This window comes from Streptomyces albus subsp. chlorinus (assembly GCF_013302895.1).
Classification (GTDB): Bacteria; Actinomycetota; Actinomycetes; order Streptomycetales; family Streptomycetaceae; genus Streptomyces; species Streptomyces chlorinus.
Map to the genome: position 1 here is coordinate 4,813,665 of NZ_VJOK01000001.1, position 16,645 is coordinate 4,830,309.

The following is a 16,645-nucleotide window of genomic DNA, read 5'->3' on the forward strand; positions in this document are numbered from 1 at the left end:
CCCCTGTAGCGCAGAGTTGCGGACCCGTTACAGTAATCGCAAGTCGTTGCGAGGGACACGGAAAACCAGCCTTGAAGCAGGACAGGGCGAAGAAGGGTCAAGAAGTCAGGTATGAGGACTTTTGATGAGGAGTGGGCCGGTCTCAGGCGGGATGCTGCGGCAAGGATGCGACTGGCGAGCTCTGGGGGGAACGGCTCAGGCGGTGGCGGTCAGGGCTGGGTGAAGTCCTCGAAGACCGCGTGGGCTGCCGCCGGCGAAGACGTGGCAGGGCTGCGCAAAGGGATACGAAAGGCCCTGCGCGAGTCGGAAACCGGTCAGCGGGGGATGAGCGGGAAAGGCAAGGTGGACGGCTTGGAGTGTGCCGCGGCCCAGCGGGAACTCCACGACTCCTGGGAGGCGTATGTCGAGGCACTGAGCCGTCGGTGCGGCGAGCTGGGGGAAAAGCTGGACAAGGCGGGCAACCATCAGTACAAGGGGGACGCGGAAATCGAAGCGGCTTTTGAGCATATCCGCACCAAGGTGGAACCAGTTGAAGCCGGGAGGGGCGGGGACAGTCACTCGGCGGGCAAGGGGCGGTAAGGTCAGTGGTTGACGTCGCGGCGATGAGGAAATTGGATCCCGAACAATTCGGCCAGGCTGCTGATGGCTATCGCGTACTCGGCAGCATGGCGGACGAGGCCAAGGGACGGGTACAGGACCACATTGTCGGGAAAATCGACCGGGGCCTCGGCGGCCTTGCCGCAAAAGCCGCAAAGAAGGCGTTGCGCGGGCTGGGAAATAATTTTCATTACGTGCAGGCTGAATGCGGGTTGGTGCGAGCCGCGCTAAATGCTCTCGCAGCTGAACTCCGGGCAGCAAAGAAGAAATTCGATGCGGCAGAAGAAGACGCTCGCACTGCGCATTTCAAGGTGAACCTCGATGGTTCGGTCACCTATCCACCCGCCGGCGAAGAGGTGGATGGCAGGAAACCCGAAGGCGGGACCGTGCACGGGAAGACCGGGAGCAAGCCCACTGGAGGCCCCATCGACCCGGCCGCTGACGCCAACATGCTGGCCGAGTCCTTGGAGAAGCAGGCGGACAAGGCGAACCCCAACCCGAACCATCACAAAGCTGTCGAAATCGCCGATCGCATCGCGGAGGCCCTCGAAGAGGCCACGATAGCCGACAGGAAGTGGGCACCAAAACTCCGTGCCCTGAAAGCGGATGACGATCTGCATGTGTCCCGCAAAGACTGGACGGATGTAACGAAGGATATGCGGGGGGTTCGGGCGGGGGCGGACGACTATCTGAAGCCCCCTAAGAAAGGCTCGCCCAAGGAGAACGCCGCATGGTGGGAAAAACTCTCCAAGGAACAGCAGGATGACTATGTAGCGCTTTACCCGGCGAGTATCGGAGGTATGGACGGGCTACCGGCAGCGGCGCGGGACGAAGCCAATCGCACAGTGCTGGCGGAGGCGAAGGCGAAATACCAGCTCGAATTGGACAAGCTTCCTCCTGAGCCGCGGAACAAGTATTCGTCGGTCTCTGCCGGCGGAGCTACCTCCCAGGCCTATACGGATGAGTGGATCGCGTGGAACAAGAAGTATGGGGAGAGGTACCGGCATCTGAAGAGTTCCCTCTCGGGAATGCGTGCAATTGAGGGCCGATTCGAAGCCACTGGTAAGGAGGGTCTTCCCGATGCCTACTTGCTGGGTTTCAAACCTGAGGGTCACGGCCGGGCAATCGTCGCGAATGGGAATCCGGACGAGGCGGTACATCAGGCCGTCTACGTACCCGGAACGACGGCGAATCTGGGCGACATCGAAAAGGATATGGACCGCATGAAATCTGTGTGGCGGGAGGCTCAGCCACTGACTGGTGGTGCTCCTGTTTCCACCATCACGTGGCTTGGATACGATGCGCCTCAAAACGTTGTCACCGACTCACCTTCTCCTCGCTATGCGAATGATGGTGCATCAGCATTCGATCGGTTCAATGAAGGTTTGGAAGCCTCTCACGCAGGGGATGGGTCGCCCCACAGAACGGCAATCGGCCACTCGTACGGCACAACACTGATCGGCTCAGCTGCCAGGCAGGGAAATCTCAACGCGGACGACGTAATATTCGCGGGCAGCCCGGGAGTGCAGGTTGGATCTGCGAAGGAGATGGATGTACCGAAAGGCCACGTCTGGAACGAAGAAGCGGAAGGCGACGTCGTGCCGGATATCGGCCGCTATGGACATGGTGGAAGCCAGTGGAAGATGGGGGGAGGGGTGTGGCTGAACCCAAGCGATGAGGAGTTCGGCGCTCATCAGCTGAATACAGGTGCGGACGAGTGGAACGGGCGCAAGACCGAAGCCGCGCACGGACACAGCGATTACTGGGATGAGAACACAACTAGTCTGAAGAACCAGGCCCGTGTCGTTGCGGGAAGGCATGGTGACGTACACCTTGACGACTAATTGTGCGGGGAAGCGGCTGGCGGCTGGAGCGGCTCTTGTTGCCTGTCTTGTATTTCTATCAGGGTGCAGCATGAGTGATCACGGCAAGAATTCATCGCAGAACTCTGGTGAGGTGCCTTCATCCGGGATTCAGCGGCAGGGTGATGCCGACGCTCGAATCAAGAAGATTTCGAGCGAGATACTGGATCTCGTTGCACTGAAAGGGGCGGTGTCGAAACCTGGCCCCGGCGTGGTCCCTTGTGAAGGGAAAAACGCGGACAAGTATTACCGCATGCTGCACACTTGGAGTGTAACTCCGTCCGGCAGCGATGCGGTGAAACTGGATGAAGCCGTGCGGGAACTCAAGGAGTCACTACCCAGGCGTGGCTGGGATATCAAGAGGTATGGGCCCGATGGTAGCGCCAATAAAAATGTGAACCTCGTCGCTGACCATGATGAGAAGAAATTCAGTGTGGACATCACGAGTAGCCCGAAGGAAAATCCGCCGATGCTTATCGTGAGTGTGATTTCCGGCTGCTACAAGGTCCCCCCGGGAGAGACGGTCGAACACTACTGAACCGGTAGGGGAGTCGTGCATTCGGTGGTGCGAAGGCCCTGCCCGGTGCTGCGGGGCAGGGCCTTCGTGCGCGTCATGGAGGCTCAGAGGCCGGTGGCCTCGCGCAGGTCGTCCTTGAACAGGTTCAGCACCCTGGCGGCGCGCTCCCGCGCCGGAGGCAGGCCGGCCGCACCATCCACCGGGACGACCACCTCCAGATAGCACTTGAGCTTGGGTTCCGTACCGCTGGGCCGCACCACGACCCGGCCGCCGGCCACCGGACCGCCGGCCGCGTCAGCCCCGGCCAGCAGGTAGCGCAGCCCGTCCGTGGGCGGCAGCGACTCCGAGCCCGCGCTCAGGTCGTCGGTCCGCTCCACGGCCAGCCCGCCCAGTGCCGTGGGCGGCTGCGCGCGCAGCCGCTCCATCGCGGAGGAGATCAGCGACAGGTCCGACACGCGCACCGAGAGCTGATCGGTGGCGTGGACGCCGTACTCGACGTCCAGCTCGTCCAGCAGACCGGCCAGGGTGCGCCCCGCCTGCTTCAGCTCGGCCGCCAGCTCGGCGACGAGCAGGGCCGCCGTGATGCCGTCCTTGTCGCGGACGCCCTCCGGGTCGACGCAGTAGCCCAGCGCCTCCTCGTAGCCGTAGCGCAGCCCGTCCACCCGGGCCAGCCACTTGAAGCCGGTGAGCGTCTCGGCGTACGGGAGTCCGGCCGCCGCCGCGATCTTGGAGAGCAGCGAGGAGGAGACGATCGTCGTCGCGAACGTGCCCTTCGCCCGCTTGCGGATCAGCTGGGTTGCCAGCAGCGCGCCCACCTGGTCGCCGCGCAGCATCCGCCAGCCGCCCTCGGCCGCCGCGTCGGGGACGGCCACACCGCAGCGGTCCGCGTCCGGGTCGTTGGCGATGATCAGGTCCGGCCGCTCGCCGTGCTCGGCCTCCCAGGCGCGGGCGGTCGCCCGCGCCCGGTCCAGCGCGCCCGGCTCCTCGGGGTTGGGGAAGGCGACGGTGGAGAAGTCCGGATCCGGCTCGGCCTGCTCCTCGACGGGCACCGGCGTGGGGAAGCCCGCCCTCTCGAACGCCAGCCGCGCCGTGCGGTGGCCGACACCGTGCATGGCCGTGTGCACCACCCGCACCTGCCGCGGCGAGCCCTCGGTGAGAACGGCGCCGGTGCGCGCCAGGTAGGCGTCCAGCACCTCATCGCCGAGCACCTGCCAGCCGGACTCCGCGCGGGGCACCCCGTCCAGCGGGCCGACGGCCGCGATCCGTGCCGCGATGTCACCGTCGGCCGGCGGCACGATCTGCAGACCGTCACCGAGGTAGACCTTGTAGCCGTTGTCCCGGGGCGGGTTGTGGCTGGCGGTGACCATCACACCGGCCGCGGCGCCCAGGTGCCGGACGGCGAAGGCGAGCACCGGGGTGGGCAGCGGCGCGGGCAGCATCGCCGCCCGCAGTCCCGCACCGACCATGACGGCCGCGGTGTCGCGGGCGAAGTCGGCGCTCTTGTGCCGCGCGTCGTACCCGATCACGACCAGCGGCTCGGCGCCCTGTGCCGCCGCCCCGGCGCCCTGTGCCGCCTCGGCGCGCAGATACGCGGCGATCCCGGCAGCCGCGCGGATGACCACCGCGCGGTTCATCCGCATCGGGCCCGCGCCCAGTTCGCCGCGCAGCCCCGCCGTGCCGAACTGGAGGGTGCCGGAGAACCGGTCCCGCAGCTCGTCCGTGGCCCGGGCCTCGACGAGCTTCGCCAGCTCCTCGCGGGTCTGAGGGTCCGGGTCCTCGGCCAGCCAGCCACGGGCCCGCGCCAGGAGGGCCTCCTCGGACTCCGGCACACCGGCACCGGCTCCGGACCCCGGCACACCGGCACCGGACCCCGGCGCCTCGGCGGCGCCGCGCGCTCCGGTGGGCTCGCCGGCCCCGGCGGGCTTCTCGCTCATCGTCTCAAGTCCTGCCTTTCGCGGTGGGAGGGGAGGGCTGGGATCGGTGTGCTCAGAGCCGCTGGAGCACCTGGGCGAGCAGCGTGCCCATCCGGGCGGCCGAGTCGCGCCCCGCCTGGAGGACCTCCTCGTGGTTGAGGGGTTCGCCGGTCATGCCCGCGGCGAGGTTCGTGACGAGGGAGACACCGAGCACCTCGGCGCCGGCCTCCCGCGCCGCGATGGCCTCCAGCACCGTGGACATGCCCACCAGGTCACCGCCGATGGCGCGGACGAAACCGATCTCCGCGGGCGTCTCGTAGTGCGGCCCGGGGAACTGGACGTACACGCCCTCTTCCAGCGTCGGGTCGATCTCCTGGCACAGCGCCCGCAGCCGCGGGGAGTACAGGTCGGTCAGGTCGACGAAGTTGGCGCCGACGATGGGGGAGGCGGCGGTGAGGTTGATGTGGTCCTTGATCAGGACGGGCTGGCCCGGGCGCATCCCGGGCCGCAGGCCGCCGCAGCCGTTGGTGAGCACGACGGTCTTGCACCCCGCCGCCACGGCGGTACGCACCCCGTGCGCGACGGCCGCGACACCGCGGCCCTCGTACGCGTGCGTGCGGCCGAGGAAGACGAGCGCGCGCTTGTCACCCATCCTGTGCGAGCGGATCTTGCCCGCGTGCCCGGCGACGGCCGGCGGCGGGAACCCCGGCAGGTCGGTCACCGACAGCTCGTGGTCGGCCACCCCCAGCGCGTCGGCCGCCGGAACCCAGCCGGAGCCCATGACGAGGGCCACGTCGTGGCTCTCCTCGCCGGTCAGGGCCCGCAGCTTCGCGGCGGCCTCCTCGGCGGAGCGGTAAGGGTCATCGGGGAGGTGCGTACTGGCTGAAGCGTTCACGCGACGAGAGTAGCCGTTTCTCGCCTACGCGCGTAGACGTGTGACGCAACTCCGGACGAACGTACGGACGGGGCCGGTTCCACCGGCACCCGATGTGGACGTTCCGCCGCGGCCGGCACCCGATGTGGACGGGCTGCGGCGGCCGGCACCCGGGCGCCACCGGAACCCCGCGGCCACCGGCACCCGGATGCGGGCCACGGCCCCGGTACCCGGTGCTAGCAAGGCCGCTTCCGCAGCTCCGTCACATAGTCGTGCGGGGCGCCCGCGGACTCCGCCGCATCCGCGATGTCCCCCAGGTAGCGGGCCGAGGGCAGGCCGCCCTCGTACCCGTTCAGGACGTAGCACCAGGCCGGCTCCTCGCCCTCCAGCGTGTGCACCCGCACCCGCATCCGCCGGTATATGTCCAGCCCCACGCCCTCCCAGCGGTCCATGGAGTCCTCGTCCATCGGCGCGATGTCGTACAGCGCGACGAACAGCTCCGAGCGGGGCGCCTCCACCATGGTGGCCAGCGCCCCGTCCCACCCCATGTGCTCGCCCCCGAACGTGAGCCGCCAGCCGGTGATCCAGCCGGTGCCTCGCAGGGGGGAGTGCGGGGCGCGGCGGGCCATCAGGCGGGGGTCTAGGTTCCCGGCGTATGCGGCGTAGAGCGACATCCCCCGAGCCTACGGGAGCCCCCCTCCCCTGGAACCCCCACCAATGGGGGCTCACCCCCCTCCCCTGACCGGGGCTCCGCCCCGTGAATCCCCCTCTTCCCTGCACTGGGGGGCGGAGCCCCCGATGTATGGAGGGGTACGAGGGCGGAGGCTCTCAGTGGTGGGGCATCAGCATGGGGGAGGGGTACGAGGGTGGAGGCCCTCAGTGGTGGGGCACCAGCGTGGGGGAGGGGTCCGGGGGCCGGGGCCACGGGAATGAGGCCCCAGCGAGTGGGGGCGCACGGGGTGCGGGACAATGGGGGCGTGACTCGGATCGTGATCATCGGCGGCGGCCCCGGCGGATACGAAGCGGCATTGGTAGCCGCCCAGCTCGGCGCGGAGGTGACAGTCGTCGACTGCGACGGCCTCGGCGGCGCCTCGGTCCTCACCGACTGCGTGCCGTCCAAGACGCTCATCGCCACGGCCGAGGTGATGACGAACTTCGACTCCTCCTACGAGGAGCTGGGTATCCGTATCGAGGACACGACGCACGATCCGGACGACCCGGCCCGGGTGGTCGGTGTGGACCTGGGCAAGGTGAACCGCCGGGTGAAGCGGCTGGCCCTGGCCCAGTCGCACGACATCACGGCTTCGGTCACCCGTGCGGGTGGCCGGGTGATGCGGGGCCGCGGCAGGCTGGAGCCGGGGCAGGCGGCCGACGGTTCCCGGGTGGTGACCGTCACGGCCGCGGACGGCTCCCAGGAGCAGCTGACGGCGGATGCCGTGCTGGTCGCCACGGGCGGGCATCCGCGGGAGATACCGGACGCCCGGCCGGACGGTGAGCGGATCCTGAACTGGAAGCAGGTCTACGACCTGGAGGAGCAGCCCGAGGAGCTGATCGTCATCGGCTCCGGTGTGACCGGCGCCGAGTTCGCGGGGGCCTACCAGGCTCTCGGTTCGCAGGTCACGCTGGTCTCCTCCCGCGACCGGGTGCTGCCCGGGGAGGACCCGGACGCCGCCGCGGTCCTGGAGGACGTCTTCCGCCGGCGCGGCATGAACGTGATGAGCCGGTCCCGTGCGGCCTCCGCCAAGCGCACCGAGGACAACCGGGTGGAGGTCACTCTCCAGGACGGCCGGACGATCACCGGCACGCACTGTCTGGTGGCCGTCGGCGCGGTGCCGAACACCGCGGACATGGGGCTGGAGGAGGCGGGGGTCCGCCTCAAGGAGTCGGGCCACATCTGGACGGACAAGGTCTCCCGCACGTCCGCCCCCGGCGTCTACGCCGCGGGCGACTGCACCGGGGTCCTCGCGCTCGCGTCGGTGGCCGCGATGCAGGGCCGGATCGCGATGTACCACTTCCTCGGCGACACGGTGAACCCGCTCGACCTCAAGACCGTCTCGGCGAACGTCTTCACCGATCCGGAGATCGCCACGGTCGGCTACACCCAGGCGGACATCGACAAGGGCGCCATCGAGGCGCGGGTGGTGAAGCTGCCGCTGCTGCGCAATCCGCGGGCCAAGATGCAGGGCATCAGGGACGGTTTCGTGAAGCTGTTCTGCCGGCCGGGGACCGGGATCGTCGTCGGGGGCGTGGTCGTGGCGCCCCGCGCGAGTGAACTGATCCATCCGATCGCGATCGCCGTTGACAACAATCTGACCGTTGAGCAGATCGCCAACACCTTCACCGTCTACCCCTCCCTCACCGGGTCGATCGCCGAGGTCGCACGGCAGTTGCACACCCGTAAGCTGGCCGGGCTGCACTGAGAGCGACGGACGGAGGCGTCCGAAACGGCCTCCTATACCACGTTCGGGGCTTCCGTACGAACAACTTCTGTTAATCGGCGCATACCGCTGAAAGCAGACGGTCGTTGGGGTTACTGTCAGTTTCGTGTTCGCTGCGGAACGTCGTCAACTGATCCTTGAAATGGTGCGCGCCAACGGGGCCGTCTCTCTCCGTGAGCTCGCCCGCGTCGTCCAGACCTCCGAAGTGACCGTGCGCCGGGACGTACGGGCGCTGGAGGCAGAGGGACTGCTCGACCGCCGGCACGGCGGCGCCGTGCTCCCGGGGGGCTTCACCCGGGAGTCCGGCTTCCCCCAGAAATCCCATCTGGCCACCGCGGAGAAGACGGCGATCGCCGACCTGGCCGCGGGTCTCGTCTCGGAGGGCGAGGCCGTCGTCGTCGGAGCCGGTACGACCACCCAGGAGCTGGCGCGCCGGCTCGCCCGGGTCCCCGGGCTGACCGTGGTCACCAACTCGCTGCTGGTCGCGCAGGCGCTGGCGCACGCCAACCGGGTGGAGGTGGTGATGACGGGCGGCACGCTGCGCGGCTCCAACTACGCGCTCGTCGGCAGCGGCGCCGAGCAGTCCCTCCAGGGGCTGCGCGTCTCCCGCGCGTTCCTGTCCGGCAGCGGACTGACGGCCGAACGCGGTCTGTCCACCTCCAACATGCTCTCCGCCAGCGTGGACCGGGCGCTGGTGCAGGCGGCCGGGGAGGTGGTGGTCCTGGCCGACCACACCAAGCTGGGCACCGACACCATGTTCCAGACGGTGCCCACCGATGTGATCACCCGGCTGGTGACGGACGAGCCGCCCGCGCACGACGACCGCGCGGAGACCGAGCTGCAGGCGCTGGCCGACCGCGGGGTGCAGATCGCGGTCGCCGGCACCGGTGCCGCCCCCGCCGAGAGGGGCCGCCAGGACGTCCCCATGCCCACCCCGCGGCGGGCCGCCCCGCAGAGCGGGAGCCCGCCCCAGGGGCCCGCCGGTCCCACCCATCTGCGTTCGGCCCAGGCGCCACCCAGGGTGGCCGACCTGGCACCCAGGCGCCGCTAGGACCGCTGGCTTCGCCCCGGGCAAGGACGTCCACTACCGGATGAGCCCGGCCAACCTGCCCGCGCTGGGCGTCGCCCGCCCCGATGTGACCGTCCTGGCCAACAACCATGTGGGCGACTTCGGCACCGGCGGCCTCCTGGAGACCCTGGACGCCCTCGCGGACGCGGGGCTGCGGACCGCCGGGGCGGGGCGGGACGCGGCGGGGGCCCGTGCCCCCGCGAGCGTGCCGCTGCCCGGTGGCGGGCGGCTCCTGGTCTTCGCCATGGGGTCGCCGTCCAGCGGTATCCCGCCCGACTGGGCCGCGACGAGCCGGCGGCCGGGCGTGCGTCTGGTGCGGGAGTTCTCGCGGGCCGACGCGGAGGAGATCGCCCGCCAGGTCGCCGGGACGAGGCGCCCGGGCGATCTGGCGGTCGCCTCCGTGCACTGGGGGCCGAACTGGGGCCACGAGATCCCGCCGGAGCAGACGCGGTTCGCGCACGCGCTGATCGACGGCGGCGTGGACCTGGTCCACGGACACTCCTCGCACCACCCGCGCCCCGTCGAGCTGTACCGGGGCAGGCCCGTCCTCTACGGCTGCGGGGACTTCGTCGACGACTACGAGGGCATCGGCGGCCACGAGACCTACCGCGACGACCTGCGTGTGCTGTGGTCCGTCACCCTCGGCCGGCCCGCGGCGGAGCCGGCCGGTGTCCGCCTCGTCCCCTTCCGGGCCCGCCGCCTGAGCCTGGCCCGCGCCCCGGCCGCGGACACGGAGTGGCTGCGGGCCGTACTGGACCGGGTCAGCGGCCGGTTCGGCGTACGGGTGGGGACGGACGCGGACGGGGCGCTGGTCTGCGAACCTCGCTGAGGCGCCCCGCCGACGGCTGTCAGTCCTTGATCTCGCAGATGACGGCGCCCGCGGACACGGAGGCGCCGATCTCGGCGTGCAGGTCCTTCACGGTGCCGGAGCGGTGGGCGTTGAGCGGCTGCTCCATCTTCATCGCCTCCAGGACGATGATGAGTTCGCCCTCCTCCACCCGCTGGCCCTCCTCGACGGCGACCTTCACGATGGTGCCCTGCATGGGGGAGGCCAGCGCGTCGCCGGAGACGGCGGAGGCGGACTTCTTGGCGGACTTGCGCCGCGGCTTGCGCGCTCCGCCCTCGACGGCGGCGCGCGCCAGCGGCATGCCGAGCGAGGAGGGCAGGGAGACCTCCAGCCGCTTGCCGCCGACCTCGACGACGACGGTCTCGCGGCCGGCCGCCTCGTCCTCGTCCGTCTCCCCGGCGGGCGCGGCGAACGGCTTGATCTCGTTGACGAACTCCGTCTCGATCCACCGGGTGTGGACGTCGAACGGCTCGCCCTCGCGTCCGGCGATCTCGGGGGCGAAGGCGGCGTCCCGGACCACGGTGCGGTGGAAGGGGAGCGCGGTGGCCATGCCCTCGACGGTGAACTCGTCCAGCGCCCGCGCGGCCCGCTCCAGGGCCTGGCGGCGGGTGGCGCCGGTGACGATCAGCTTGGCCAGCAGCGAGTCCCAGGCCGGGCCGATGACCGAGCCCGACTCGACGCCCGCGTCCAGCCGGACGCCCGGTCCCGCGGGCGGCGCGAAGGTGGTGACGGTGCCCGGCGCGGGCAGGAAGTTGCGGCCCGGGTCCTCGCCGTTGATGCGGAACTCGAAGGAGTGACCGCGCATCGGCGGGTCGTCGTAACCCAGTTCCTCGCCGTCGGCGATGCGGAACATCTCGCGGACCAGGTCGATGCCGGTGACCTCCTCGGTGACCGGGTGCTCGACCTGGAGGCGGGTGTTGACCTCCAGGAAGGAGATCGTGCCGTCCTGGCCGACGAGGAACTCGCAGGTGCCCGCGCCCTCGTAGCCGGCCTCGCGCAGGATCGCCTTGGAGGCGCGGTACAGCTCCGCGTTCTGCTCCTCGGTCAGGTACGGCGCCGGGGCCTCCTCCACCAGCTTCTGGTGGCGGCGCTGGAGGGAGCAGTCACGGGTGGAGACGACGACCACGTTGCCGTGCTTGTCGGCCAGGCACTGGGTCTCCACGTGCCGGGGGCGGTCCAGGTAGCGCTCGACGAAGCACTCGCCGCGGCCGAAGGACTGGACGGCCTCGCGCACGGCCGAGTCGTAGAGTTCGGGCACCTCTTCGAGGGTGCGGGCGACCTTGAGGCCGCGTCCGCCGCCGCCGAAGGCCGCCTTGATGGCGATGGGCAGGCCGTGCTCCTCGGCGAAGGCGACGACCTCCTCGGCGCCGGAGACCGGGTCCTTGGTGCCGGCCACCAGCGGGGCGCCGGCGCGCTGCGCGATGTGCCGCGCCGCCACCTTGTCGCCCAGGTCGCGGATGGCCTGCGGCGGCGGGCCGATCCAGATGAGTCCGGCGTCCAGCACGGCCTGGGCGAACTCCGCGTTCTCCGAGAGGAATCCGTAACCGGGGTGGACGGCGTCGGCGCCGGAGTCGGCGGCGGCCTTGAGTACTTTGCCGATGTCCAGGTAGCTGGCCGCCGGGGTGTCACCGCCCAGGGCGAACGCCTCGTCGGCGACCCGGACGTGGAGCGCGTCCCGGTCCGGCTCGGCATAGACGGCGACGCTCGCGATTCCCGCGTCCTGGCAGGCGCGGGCGACGCGGACGGCGATTTCGCCGCGGTTGGCGATGAGCACCTTGCGCACGATGGCTCCCTCCTTGAAACAAGCTGAGTTTAGGTACTGGCGACACCTGACGCCGAGCCGCCAAGGGGGGTGAGCTTGCCCACACGGAGTGTCACTCGCTGCCCGTGCGCAACCGGATCTCCCCTTGTCATCCCACGGTACGCCGCCTCGGGGGCTGTTTCGTCCGGCTTGAGGGTGTGGGCCGGCTCTCTGTCCGAGTCGTGCGTCACAGGCGGTTGTCTTTGTGGAATCCCTACGAGACGGCGGGCGAAATTTTGCTTTCCGCCGTTTCCCTTGCCCCCGCATCTACCCACCAGTAGCGTTCGCCTTGCCGGAGCGCGTACCTGGAGTAACCCGGGCGCGCCGCGCGGGCGCACCCCGGCGCGGGCCCCAACGCGGGCCCGGCGCGGGGGAGATGAGGGACGGAAGGACATCCGAGGAGGGGGTGGCGCGGTGGCGGGGCGCAGGCGGGCGGTGGCCGCGGTGACGGCACTGGTGCTGACGCTGGAGGCGGCCGTGCTGGTGGGGCTCAATCTCTTCCTCGGCAAGGTCGCCGACGTGCAGCAGATGTCGCTGGCGGGCATCGACCCGCGGGCGATGGAGGTCTCCGCGGTCATCGGCGCCGTGCTGGTGGGCGGCTATGTGCTCGGCTGCGCGCTGGTCCTCGTGCGCACGGCGGTGCGTGACGTGCCGCCGCGCGGCTTCCCGCGCGTCGTGCTGATCAGCTGCGCCGTGGTCCACGGCGTCCTCGGCGCCTTCTGCGTCGGGCTGGTCGGGTGGACGGCCTTCGCCTTCATGATGGCCGTCCTCGGCCTCCTCGTCTGGTCGTTGACCTGGTACGGCGAGGCCATGGAGGGCGCCGCGCCGTCCCCAGGGCCCGCGCCGGCCCCGGGGGAGGGCGAGGTCAGCGCTCCGCCCACAGGTCGGTGACCGCCACCCCGACCTCGCGCAGCAGCCGGCGCAGCGTCGGCAGCGAGAGCCCCAGCACGTTGCCGTGGTCCCCCTCGATACCGTCCACGAACGGGCCCGAGCGGCCGTCCAGCGTGAACGCCCCGGCCACGTGCAGCGGTTCGCCGCTGGCGACGTAGGCGGCGATCTCCTCGTCCGTCGGCTCGCCGAAGTGCACCGTCGTGGAGGCCGTCACCGAGCGGCGGGTGCCCTCCGCGCCGCCGGTGCGGGTGTCGATGACGCAGTGCCCGGTGTGCAGCACGCCGGAGCGGCCCCGCATGTCCTTCCAGCGGGCCGTGGCCTCCTCGGCGTCCGCGGGCTTGCCCAGCGGGCGCCCGTCCAGCTCCAGCACCGAGTCGCAGCCGACGACCAGCGCCCCGGCGGCCTCGGCGCGCCGCGCGACCGTCGTCGCCTTCGCCTCGGCCAGCACCCGCGCCAGCGCCGAGGGGGTGGGGGCGCTGAGCGCGTCCTCGTCCACACCGCTGACGATGACCTCGGGAGCCAGGCCGGCCTGGCGGAGCAGCGCGAGACGGGCGGGGGAGGCGGAGGCGAGAACGAGACGCGGTGAGTTCATGCGGCCATCGTAAGGATTCCGCCGCGCCCGGCGCCCGGCCCCGCGCCCGGAACGCCGGCCCGTCGCTCACGAGTAGGCCGCCGACATCAGCAGCAGCATCACCACCGCCGTCACCACCAGCAGCACCCAGCCGAGGCGGTGCACCTTCTCCTGGGTCCTGCGCAGTTCCGGCGGCGGCTCGTCCCGGGGGTCGGACCACAGCATCCCTCCATGCTGGAGGGCGCACGGGCGCCCGCGCCTGAGTACGCGTACTCAGAAGCGGGCGCCCCGTCGCCGCGGCGCGGTGCTCAGCCGGGCCAGAACGTGCGGCGCCAGGCGCCGGGGCCGGGCGCGGGGGTCCGGCGCGGCATGGTGCGCGCCGGATCGGACCACGCGCTCGGTGCCGGTCCGCCCGGCTGTCCCGGCTCGACGGCTGCCGCACGCACCCGCACCACCGCCAGCGCGGCGGCCAGCTCCTCGGGCGTCGGGTTGCCCCGCACGACCCGGATCGACGGCTCGGCGCCCTGCGGCGCCGGCTCGGGTGACTGAGTGGTCATCGCGGCCTCCTCACAGCGGGATGTTGCCGTGCTTCTTCGGCGGGAGCTGCTCGCGCTTGGTGTGCAGGGTGCGCAGGCCGCGGGTGATGTGGCGGCGGGTCTCGGCGGGGCGGATCACCGCGTCCACATAGCCGCGCTCGGCCGCCACGTACGGGTTGAGCAGCGCGTCCTCGTACTCCTGGGTGAGCCGGGCGCGCAGCTCCTCGGTCTCCTCGGGGCTGCCGGCCGCGGCCAGCTTCTTGCGGTGCAGGATGTTGACCGCGCCCTGCGCGCCCATCACCGCGATCTGGGCGGTGGGCCAGGCGAAGTTGAGGTCGGCGCCCAGGTGCTTGGAGCCCATCACGTCGTACGCGCCGCCGAACGCCTTGCGCGTGATGACCGTGATCAGCGGCACCGTCGCCTCCGCGTACGCGTAGATCAGCTTGGCGCCGCGCCGGATGATCCCGTCGTACTCCTGGTCGGTGCCCGGCAGGAAGCCGGGGACGTCCACGAAGGTGAGGACCGGCACGTTGAACGCGTCGCAGGTGCGCACGAACCGCGCGGCCTTCTCGCTCGCGTCGATGTTCAGGCAGCCCGCGAACTGGAGCGGCTGGTTGGCGACCACACCCACCGACCGGCCCTCGATGCGCCCGAACCCGGTGATGATGTTCGGCGCGAACATCGCCTGGGTCTCCAGGAACTCCCCGTCGTCGAGCACGTGCTCGATGACGGTGTGCATGTCGTAGGGCTGGTTCGCCGAGTCCGGGATGAGGACGTCCAGCTCCCGGTCCTCCTCGGAGGTCTCCAGGTCCGCCTCCTCCGGGAAGGCGGGCGGCTCGGAGAGGTTGTTGGAGGGCAGGTAGGACAGCAGCGCCTTGACGTACTCGATGGCGTCCTTCTCGTCGCCCGCCATGTGGTGCGCCACACCGGAGGTGGTGTTGTGGGTGCGCGCCCCGCCCAGCTCCTCGAAGCCGACGTCCTCACCGGTGACCGTCTTGATGACGTCGGGGCCGGTGATGAACATGTGCGAGGTCTGGTCCACCATCACCGTGAAGTCCGTGATGGCGGGCGAGTAGACCGCGCCGCCCGCGCACGGGCCCAGGACCAGGCTGATCTGCGGGATCACCCCGGAGGCGTGGGTGTTGCGGCGGAAGATCTCCGCGAACAGCCCGAGGGCCGCCACCCCTTCCTGGATCCGGGCGCCGCCGCCGTCGTTGATGCCGATGACGGGACAGCCGGTCTTGAGCGCGAAGTCCATCACCTTGACGATCTTCTCGCCGTACACCTCGCCCAGCGCACCGCCGAAGATGGTGAAGTCCTGCGAGAAGACGCAGACGGGGCGGCCGTCGACGGTGCCGTAGCCCGTCACGACGCCGTCGCCGTACGGGCGGTTCTTCTCCAGCCCGAAGTTGGTCGAGCGGTGCCGGGCGAACTCGTCCAGCTCGGTGAACGACCCCTCGTCGAGGAGCAGTTCGATGCGCTCGCGCGCGGTCAGCTTCCCCTTGGCGTGCTGCTTGTCCACCGCACGCTCCGAGCCCGCGTGGACGGCTTCCCTGGTACGGCGCTCGAAGTCCGCGAGTTTGCCCGCGGTGGTGTGGATGTCGATGTCGTCGACGTCTGGACTGGGCGAGGACATCTGGGAGGGCTCCTTACCGTCGCGGGTTGGCTACCGACCCGTAGGCTATCGGCGCCCGCCCGTTTACGGAGTGCGTCGTTGACCACACCCCCAGGAAGGCGTCCTAGCCTGGCGGCATGAATTCCGCTCGCTGGTCCGACCTCGACCGCCCCCCGCTCAACGAGACAGCCCTGCGCCGCGCACTGGTGGTGGACGGCTCCCTGTGGACGCATCTGGAGGTGGCCGAGTCACTCGGCTCGACCAACACCGAGCTGGTGCGCCGGGCCCGCGAGGGCGGGGCGGCCCCCGGCACCGTGCTGATCGCGGAGGAGCAGACGGCGGGGAAGGGCCGGCTGGACCGCGCCTGGTCGGCCCCGCCCCGCTCCGGCCTCTTCTTCTCGGTACTGCTGCGGCCCGGCCCGCCGCCCGAGCGCTGGGGCTGGATCCCGCTGCTGGCGGGCGTGGCGGTCGCGAGCGCCCTCGCCCGCGCGGCGGGGGTGGACACGGGCCTGAAGTGGCCGAACGACGTCCTGGCCGTCCACGAGGACGAGGAGCGCAAGATCGGCGGCATCCTCGCGGAGCGGGTGGACGAGCACCACGTCGTCCTCGGCATCGGCCTGAACGTCACCCTGCGCGAGGACGAGCTTCCCGTGCCCACCGCCGGCTCCCTCGCGCTGGCGGGCGCGCGGGGCACCGACCGCGACCCGCTGCTGCGGGCGGTGCTGCGCGCGCTGGAGGACTGGTACGGCCGCTGGACCGAAGCCGGGGGCGACCCGTCGGCCGGCGCGCTGCTCGACGCCTACGCGGCCGGCTGCGTGACGCTCGGCAGGACCGTCCGGGCGATGCTGCCCGGCGGGGACGACCTGGTGGGGGAGGCCGTCGCGGTGGACGGCGACGGACGGCTGGTCATCGCCTCGGAACAGGGCGTACAGCGTCCGGTCGCTGCCGGTGACATCGTCCATCTGCGGCCCGCGACCGGGAAGTGAGGTAGCGCACAACTGCCGTAAGGTGGGCAAGCGGCGGTGACATCGGGTGCCACCCGGCGCCGGTGTCCGCGCCCCCGGCCCCTTTCCGGGGGCGGCCGGGAGCGGGACGAGCAAGAGAACGGAAGGGC

The 16,645-nt window shown here is 70.7% G+C and carries 16 protein-coding genes; 8 read left to right on the plus strand and 8 right to left on the minus strand.

The window, feature by feature from the left end:
• Positions 1-111 precede the first annotated feature (111 nt).
• The 3 genes from FM076_RS21095 to FM076_RS21105 all read left to right on the plus strand — a co-directional run bounded on the left by FM076_RS21095 (position 112) and on the right by FM076_RS21105 (position 2,997).
• Positions 112-579: a hypothetical protein gene (locus FM076_RS21095; RefSeq protein ID WP_173872530.1), complete on the plus strand. Its 468-nt coding sequence runs from the start codon at positions 112-114 to the stop codon at positions 577-579.
• Between the two features lie 5 nt (positions 580-584).
• Positions 585-2,441, plus strand: a complete 1,857-nt coding sequence (locus tag FM076_RS21100) for an alpha/beta hydrolase (RefSeq protein WP_345945138.1) — start codon at positions 585-587, stop codon at positions 2,439-2,441.
• A 70-nt stretch (positions 2,442-2,511) separates the two neighbouring features.
• On the plus strand, positions 2,512-2,997 hold the full coding sequence (locus tag FM076_RS21105) for a hypothetical protein (protein WP_180217823.1): 486 nt from the start codon (positions 2,512-2,514) through the stop codon (positions 2,995-2,997).
• An 83-nt stretch (positions 2,998-3,080) separates the two neighbouring features.
• Here FM076_RS21105 and FM076_RS21110 read toward each other — a convergent pair whose 3' ends face one another.
• From FM076_RS21110 to FM076_RS21120, 3 genes are all read right to left on the minus strand, one after another.
• Entirely contained in the window at positions 3,081-4,910 is a 1,830-nt protein-coding gene (locus tag FM076_RS21110) for a phospho-sugar mutase (RefSeq protein ID WP_173872531.1), read from the minus strand.
• A 52-nt stretch (positions 4,911-4,962) separates the two neighbouring features.
• Positions 4,963-5,784 carry a purine-nucleoside phosphorylase gene (locus FM076_RS21115; RefSeq protein WP_173872532.1) on the minus strand — a complete coding sequence of 274 codons (822 nt, stop codon included), beginning with the start codon at positions 5,782-5,784 and terminating at the stop codon, positions 4,963-4,965.
• A 215-nt stretch (positions 5,785-5,999) separates the two neighbouring features.
• Positions 6,000-6,437: a gamma-glutamylcyclotransferase gene (locus FM076_RS21120; protein WP_173872533.1), complete on the minus strand. Its 438-nt coding sequence runs from the start codon at positions 6,435-6,437 to the stop codon at positions 6,000-6,002.
• Between the two features lie 255 nt (positions 6,438-6,692).
• Here FM076_RS21120 and FM076_RS21125 point away from each other — a divergent pair, with 255 nt between their 5' ends.
• The 3 genes from FM076_RS21125 (at position 6,693) to FM076_RS21135 (ending at position 10,099) form a co-directional block, all read left to right on the plus strand.
• Positions 6,693-8,183: an NAD(P)H-quinone dehydrogenase gene (locus FM076_RS21125; RefSeq protein ID WP_173872534.1), complete on the plus strand. Its 1,491-nt coding sequence runs from the start codon at positions 6,693-6,695 to the stop codon at positions 8,181-8,183.
• Between the two features lie 124 nt (positions 8,184-8,307).
• Positions 8,308-9,252: a DeoR family transcriptional regulator gene (locus tag FM076_RS21130; RefSeq protein WP_173872535.1), complete on the plus strand. Its 945-nt coding sequence runs from the start codon at positions 8,308-8,310 to the stop codon at positions 9,250-9,252.
• Positions 9,194-10,099, plus strand: a complete 906-nt coding sequence (locus tag FM076_RS21135; protein WP_345945441.1) for a CapA family protein — start codon at positions 9,194-9,196, stop codon at positions 10,097-10,099. The genes FM076_RS21130 and FM076_RS21135 overlap by 59 nt, the downstream gene beginning before the upstream one ends.
• A gap of 19 nt (positions 10,100-10,118) precedes the next feature.
• On the opposite strand, the gene FM076_RS21140 is transcribed toward FM076_RS21135, so the two are convergent.
• Positions 10,119-11,900 carry a biotin carboxylase N-terminal domain-containing protein gene (locus FM076_RS21140; RefSeq protein ID WP_173872537.1) on the minus strand — a complete coding sequence of 594 codons (1,782 nt, stop codon included), beginning with the start codon at positions 11,898-11,900 and terminating at the stop codon, positions 10,119-10,121.
• A 432-nt stretch (positions 11,901-12,332) separates the two neighbouring features.
• Between FM076_RS21140 and FM076_RS21145 the strand changes: the two genes are divergently transcribed.
• Positions 12,333-12,809 carry a hypothetical protein gene (locus tag FM076_RS21145; RefSeq protein WP_173872538.1) on the plus strand — a complete coding sequence of 159 codons (477 nt, stop codon included), beginning with the start codon at positions 12,333-12,335 and terminating at the stop codon, positions 12,807-12,809.
• Here FM076_RS21145 and FM076_RS21150 read toward each other — a convergent pair.
• The 4 genes from FM076_RS21150 to FM076_RS21165 form a co-directional block, all read right to left on the minus strand.
• Entirely contained in the window at positions 12,784-13,401 is a 618-nt protein-coding gene (locus FM076_RS21150) for a Maf family protein (RefSeq protein WP_173872539.1), read from the minus strand. The genes FM076_RS21145 and FM076_RS21150 overlap by 26 nt on opposite strands.
• Positions 13,402-13,467: 66 nt before the next feature.
• On the minus strand, positions 13,468-13,605 hold the full coding sequence (gene mmpB / locus FM076_RS21155; protein WP_173872540.1) for a morphogenic membrane protein MmpB: 138 nt from the start codon (positions 13,603-13,605) through the stop codon (positions 13,468-13,470).
• A gap of 83 nt (positions 13,606-13,688) precedes the next feature.
• Entirely contained in the window at positions 13,689-13,937 is a 249-nt protein-coding gene (locus FM076_RS21160; protein ID WP_173872541.1) for an acyl-CoA carboxylase subunit epsilon, read from the minus strand.
• A 10-nt stretch (positions 13,938-13,947) separates the two neighbouring features.
• On the minus strand, positions 13,948-15,552 hold the full coding sequence (locus tag FM076_RS21165; RefSeq protein ID WP_173872542.1) for an acyl-CoA carboxylase subunit beta: 1,605 nt from the start codon (positions 15,550-15,552) through the stop codon (positions 13,948-13,950).
• Positions 15,553-15,668: 116 nt separating this feature from the next.
• Between FM076_RS21165 and FM076_RS21170 the strand changes: the two genes are divergently transcribed.
• Entirely contained in the window at positions 15,669-16,517 is an 849-nt protein-coding gene (locus FM076_RS21170; protein ID WP_173872544.1) for a biotin--[acetyl-CoA-carboxylase] ligase, read from the plus strand.
• The last annotated feature ends 128 nt before the right edge of the window (positions 16,518-16,645 follow it).

Bases quoted from the DNA above. Each gene is read 5' to 3' on its own strand.
- FM076_RS21095 (WP_173872530.1), top strand. From the start codon at position 112: ATGAGGACTTTTGATGAGGAGTGGGCCGGTCTCAGGCGGGATGCTGCG.
- FM076_RS21105 (WP_180217823.1), top strand. From the start codon at position 2,512: ATGAGTGATCACGGCAAGAATTCATCGCAGAACTCTGGTGAGGTGCCT.
- FM076_RS21110 (WP_173872531.1), bottom strand. From the start codon at position 4,910: ATGAGCGAGAAGCCCGCCGGGGCCGGCGAGCCCACCGGAGCGCGCGGC.
- FM076_RS21120 (WP_173872533.1), bottom strand. From the start codon at position 6,437: ATGTCGCTCTACGCCGCATACGCCGGGAACCTAGACCCCCGCCTGATG.
- FM076_RS21125 (WP_173872534.1), top strand. From the start codon at position 6,693: ATGAGGCCCCAGCGAGTGGGGGCGCACGGGGTGCGGGACAATGGGGGC.
- FM076_RS21150 (WP_173872539.1), bottom strand. From the start codon at position 13,401: ATGAACTCACCGCGTCTCGTTCTCGCCTCCGCCTCCCCCGCCCGTCTC.
- mmpB (WP_173872540.1), bottom strand. From the start codon at position 13,605: ATGCTGTGGTCCGACCCCCGGGACGAGCCGCCGCCGGAACTGCGCAGG.
- FM076_RS21160 (WP_173872541.1), bottom strand. From the start codon at position 13,937: ATGACCACTCAGTCACCCGAGCCGGCGCCGCAGGGCGCCGAGCCGTCG.
- FM076_RS21165 (WP_173872542.1), bottom strand. From the start codon at position 15,552: ATGTCCTCGCCCAGTCCAGACGTCGACGACATCGACATCCACACCACC.
- FM076_RS21170 (WP_173872544.1), top strand. From the start codon at position 15,669: ATGAATTCCGCTCGCTGGTCCGACCTCGACCGCCCCCCGCTCAACGAG.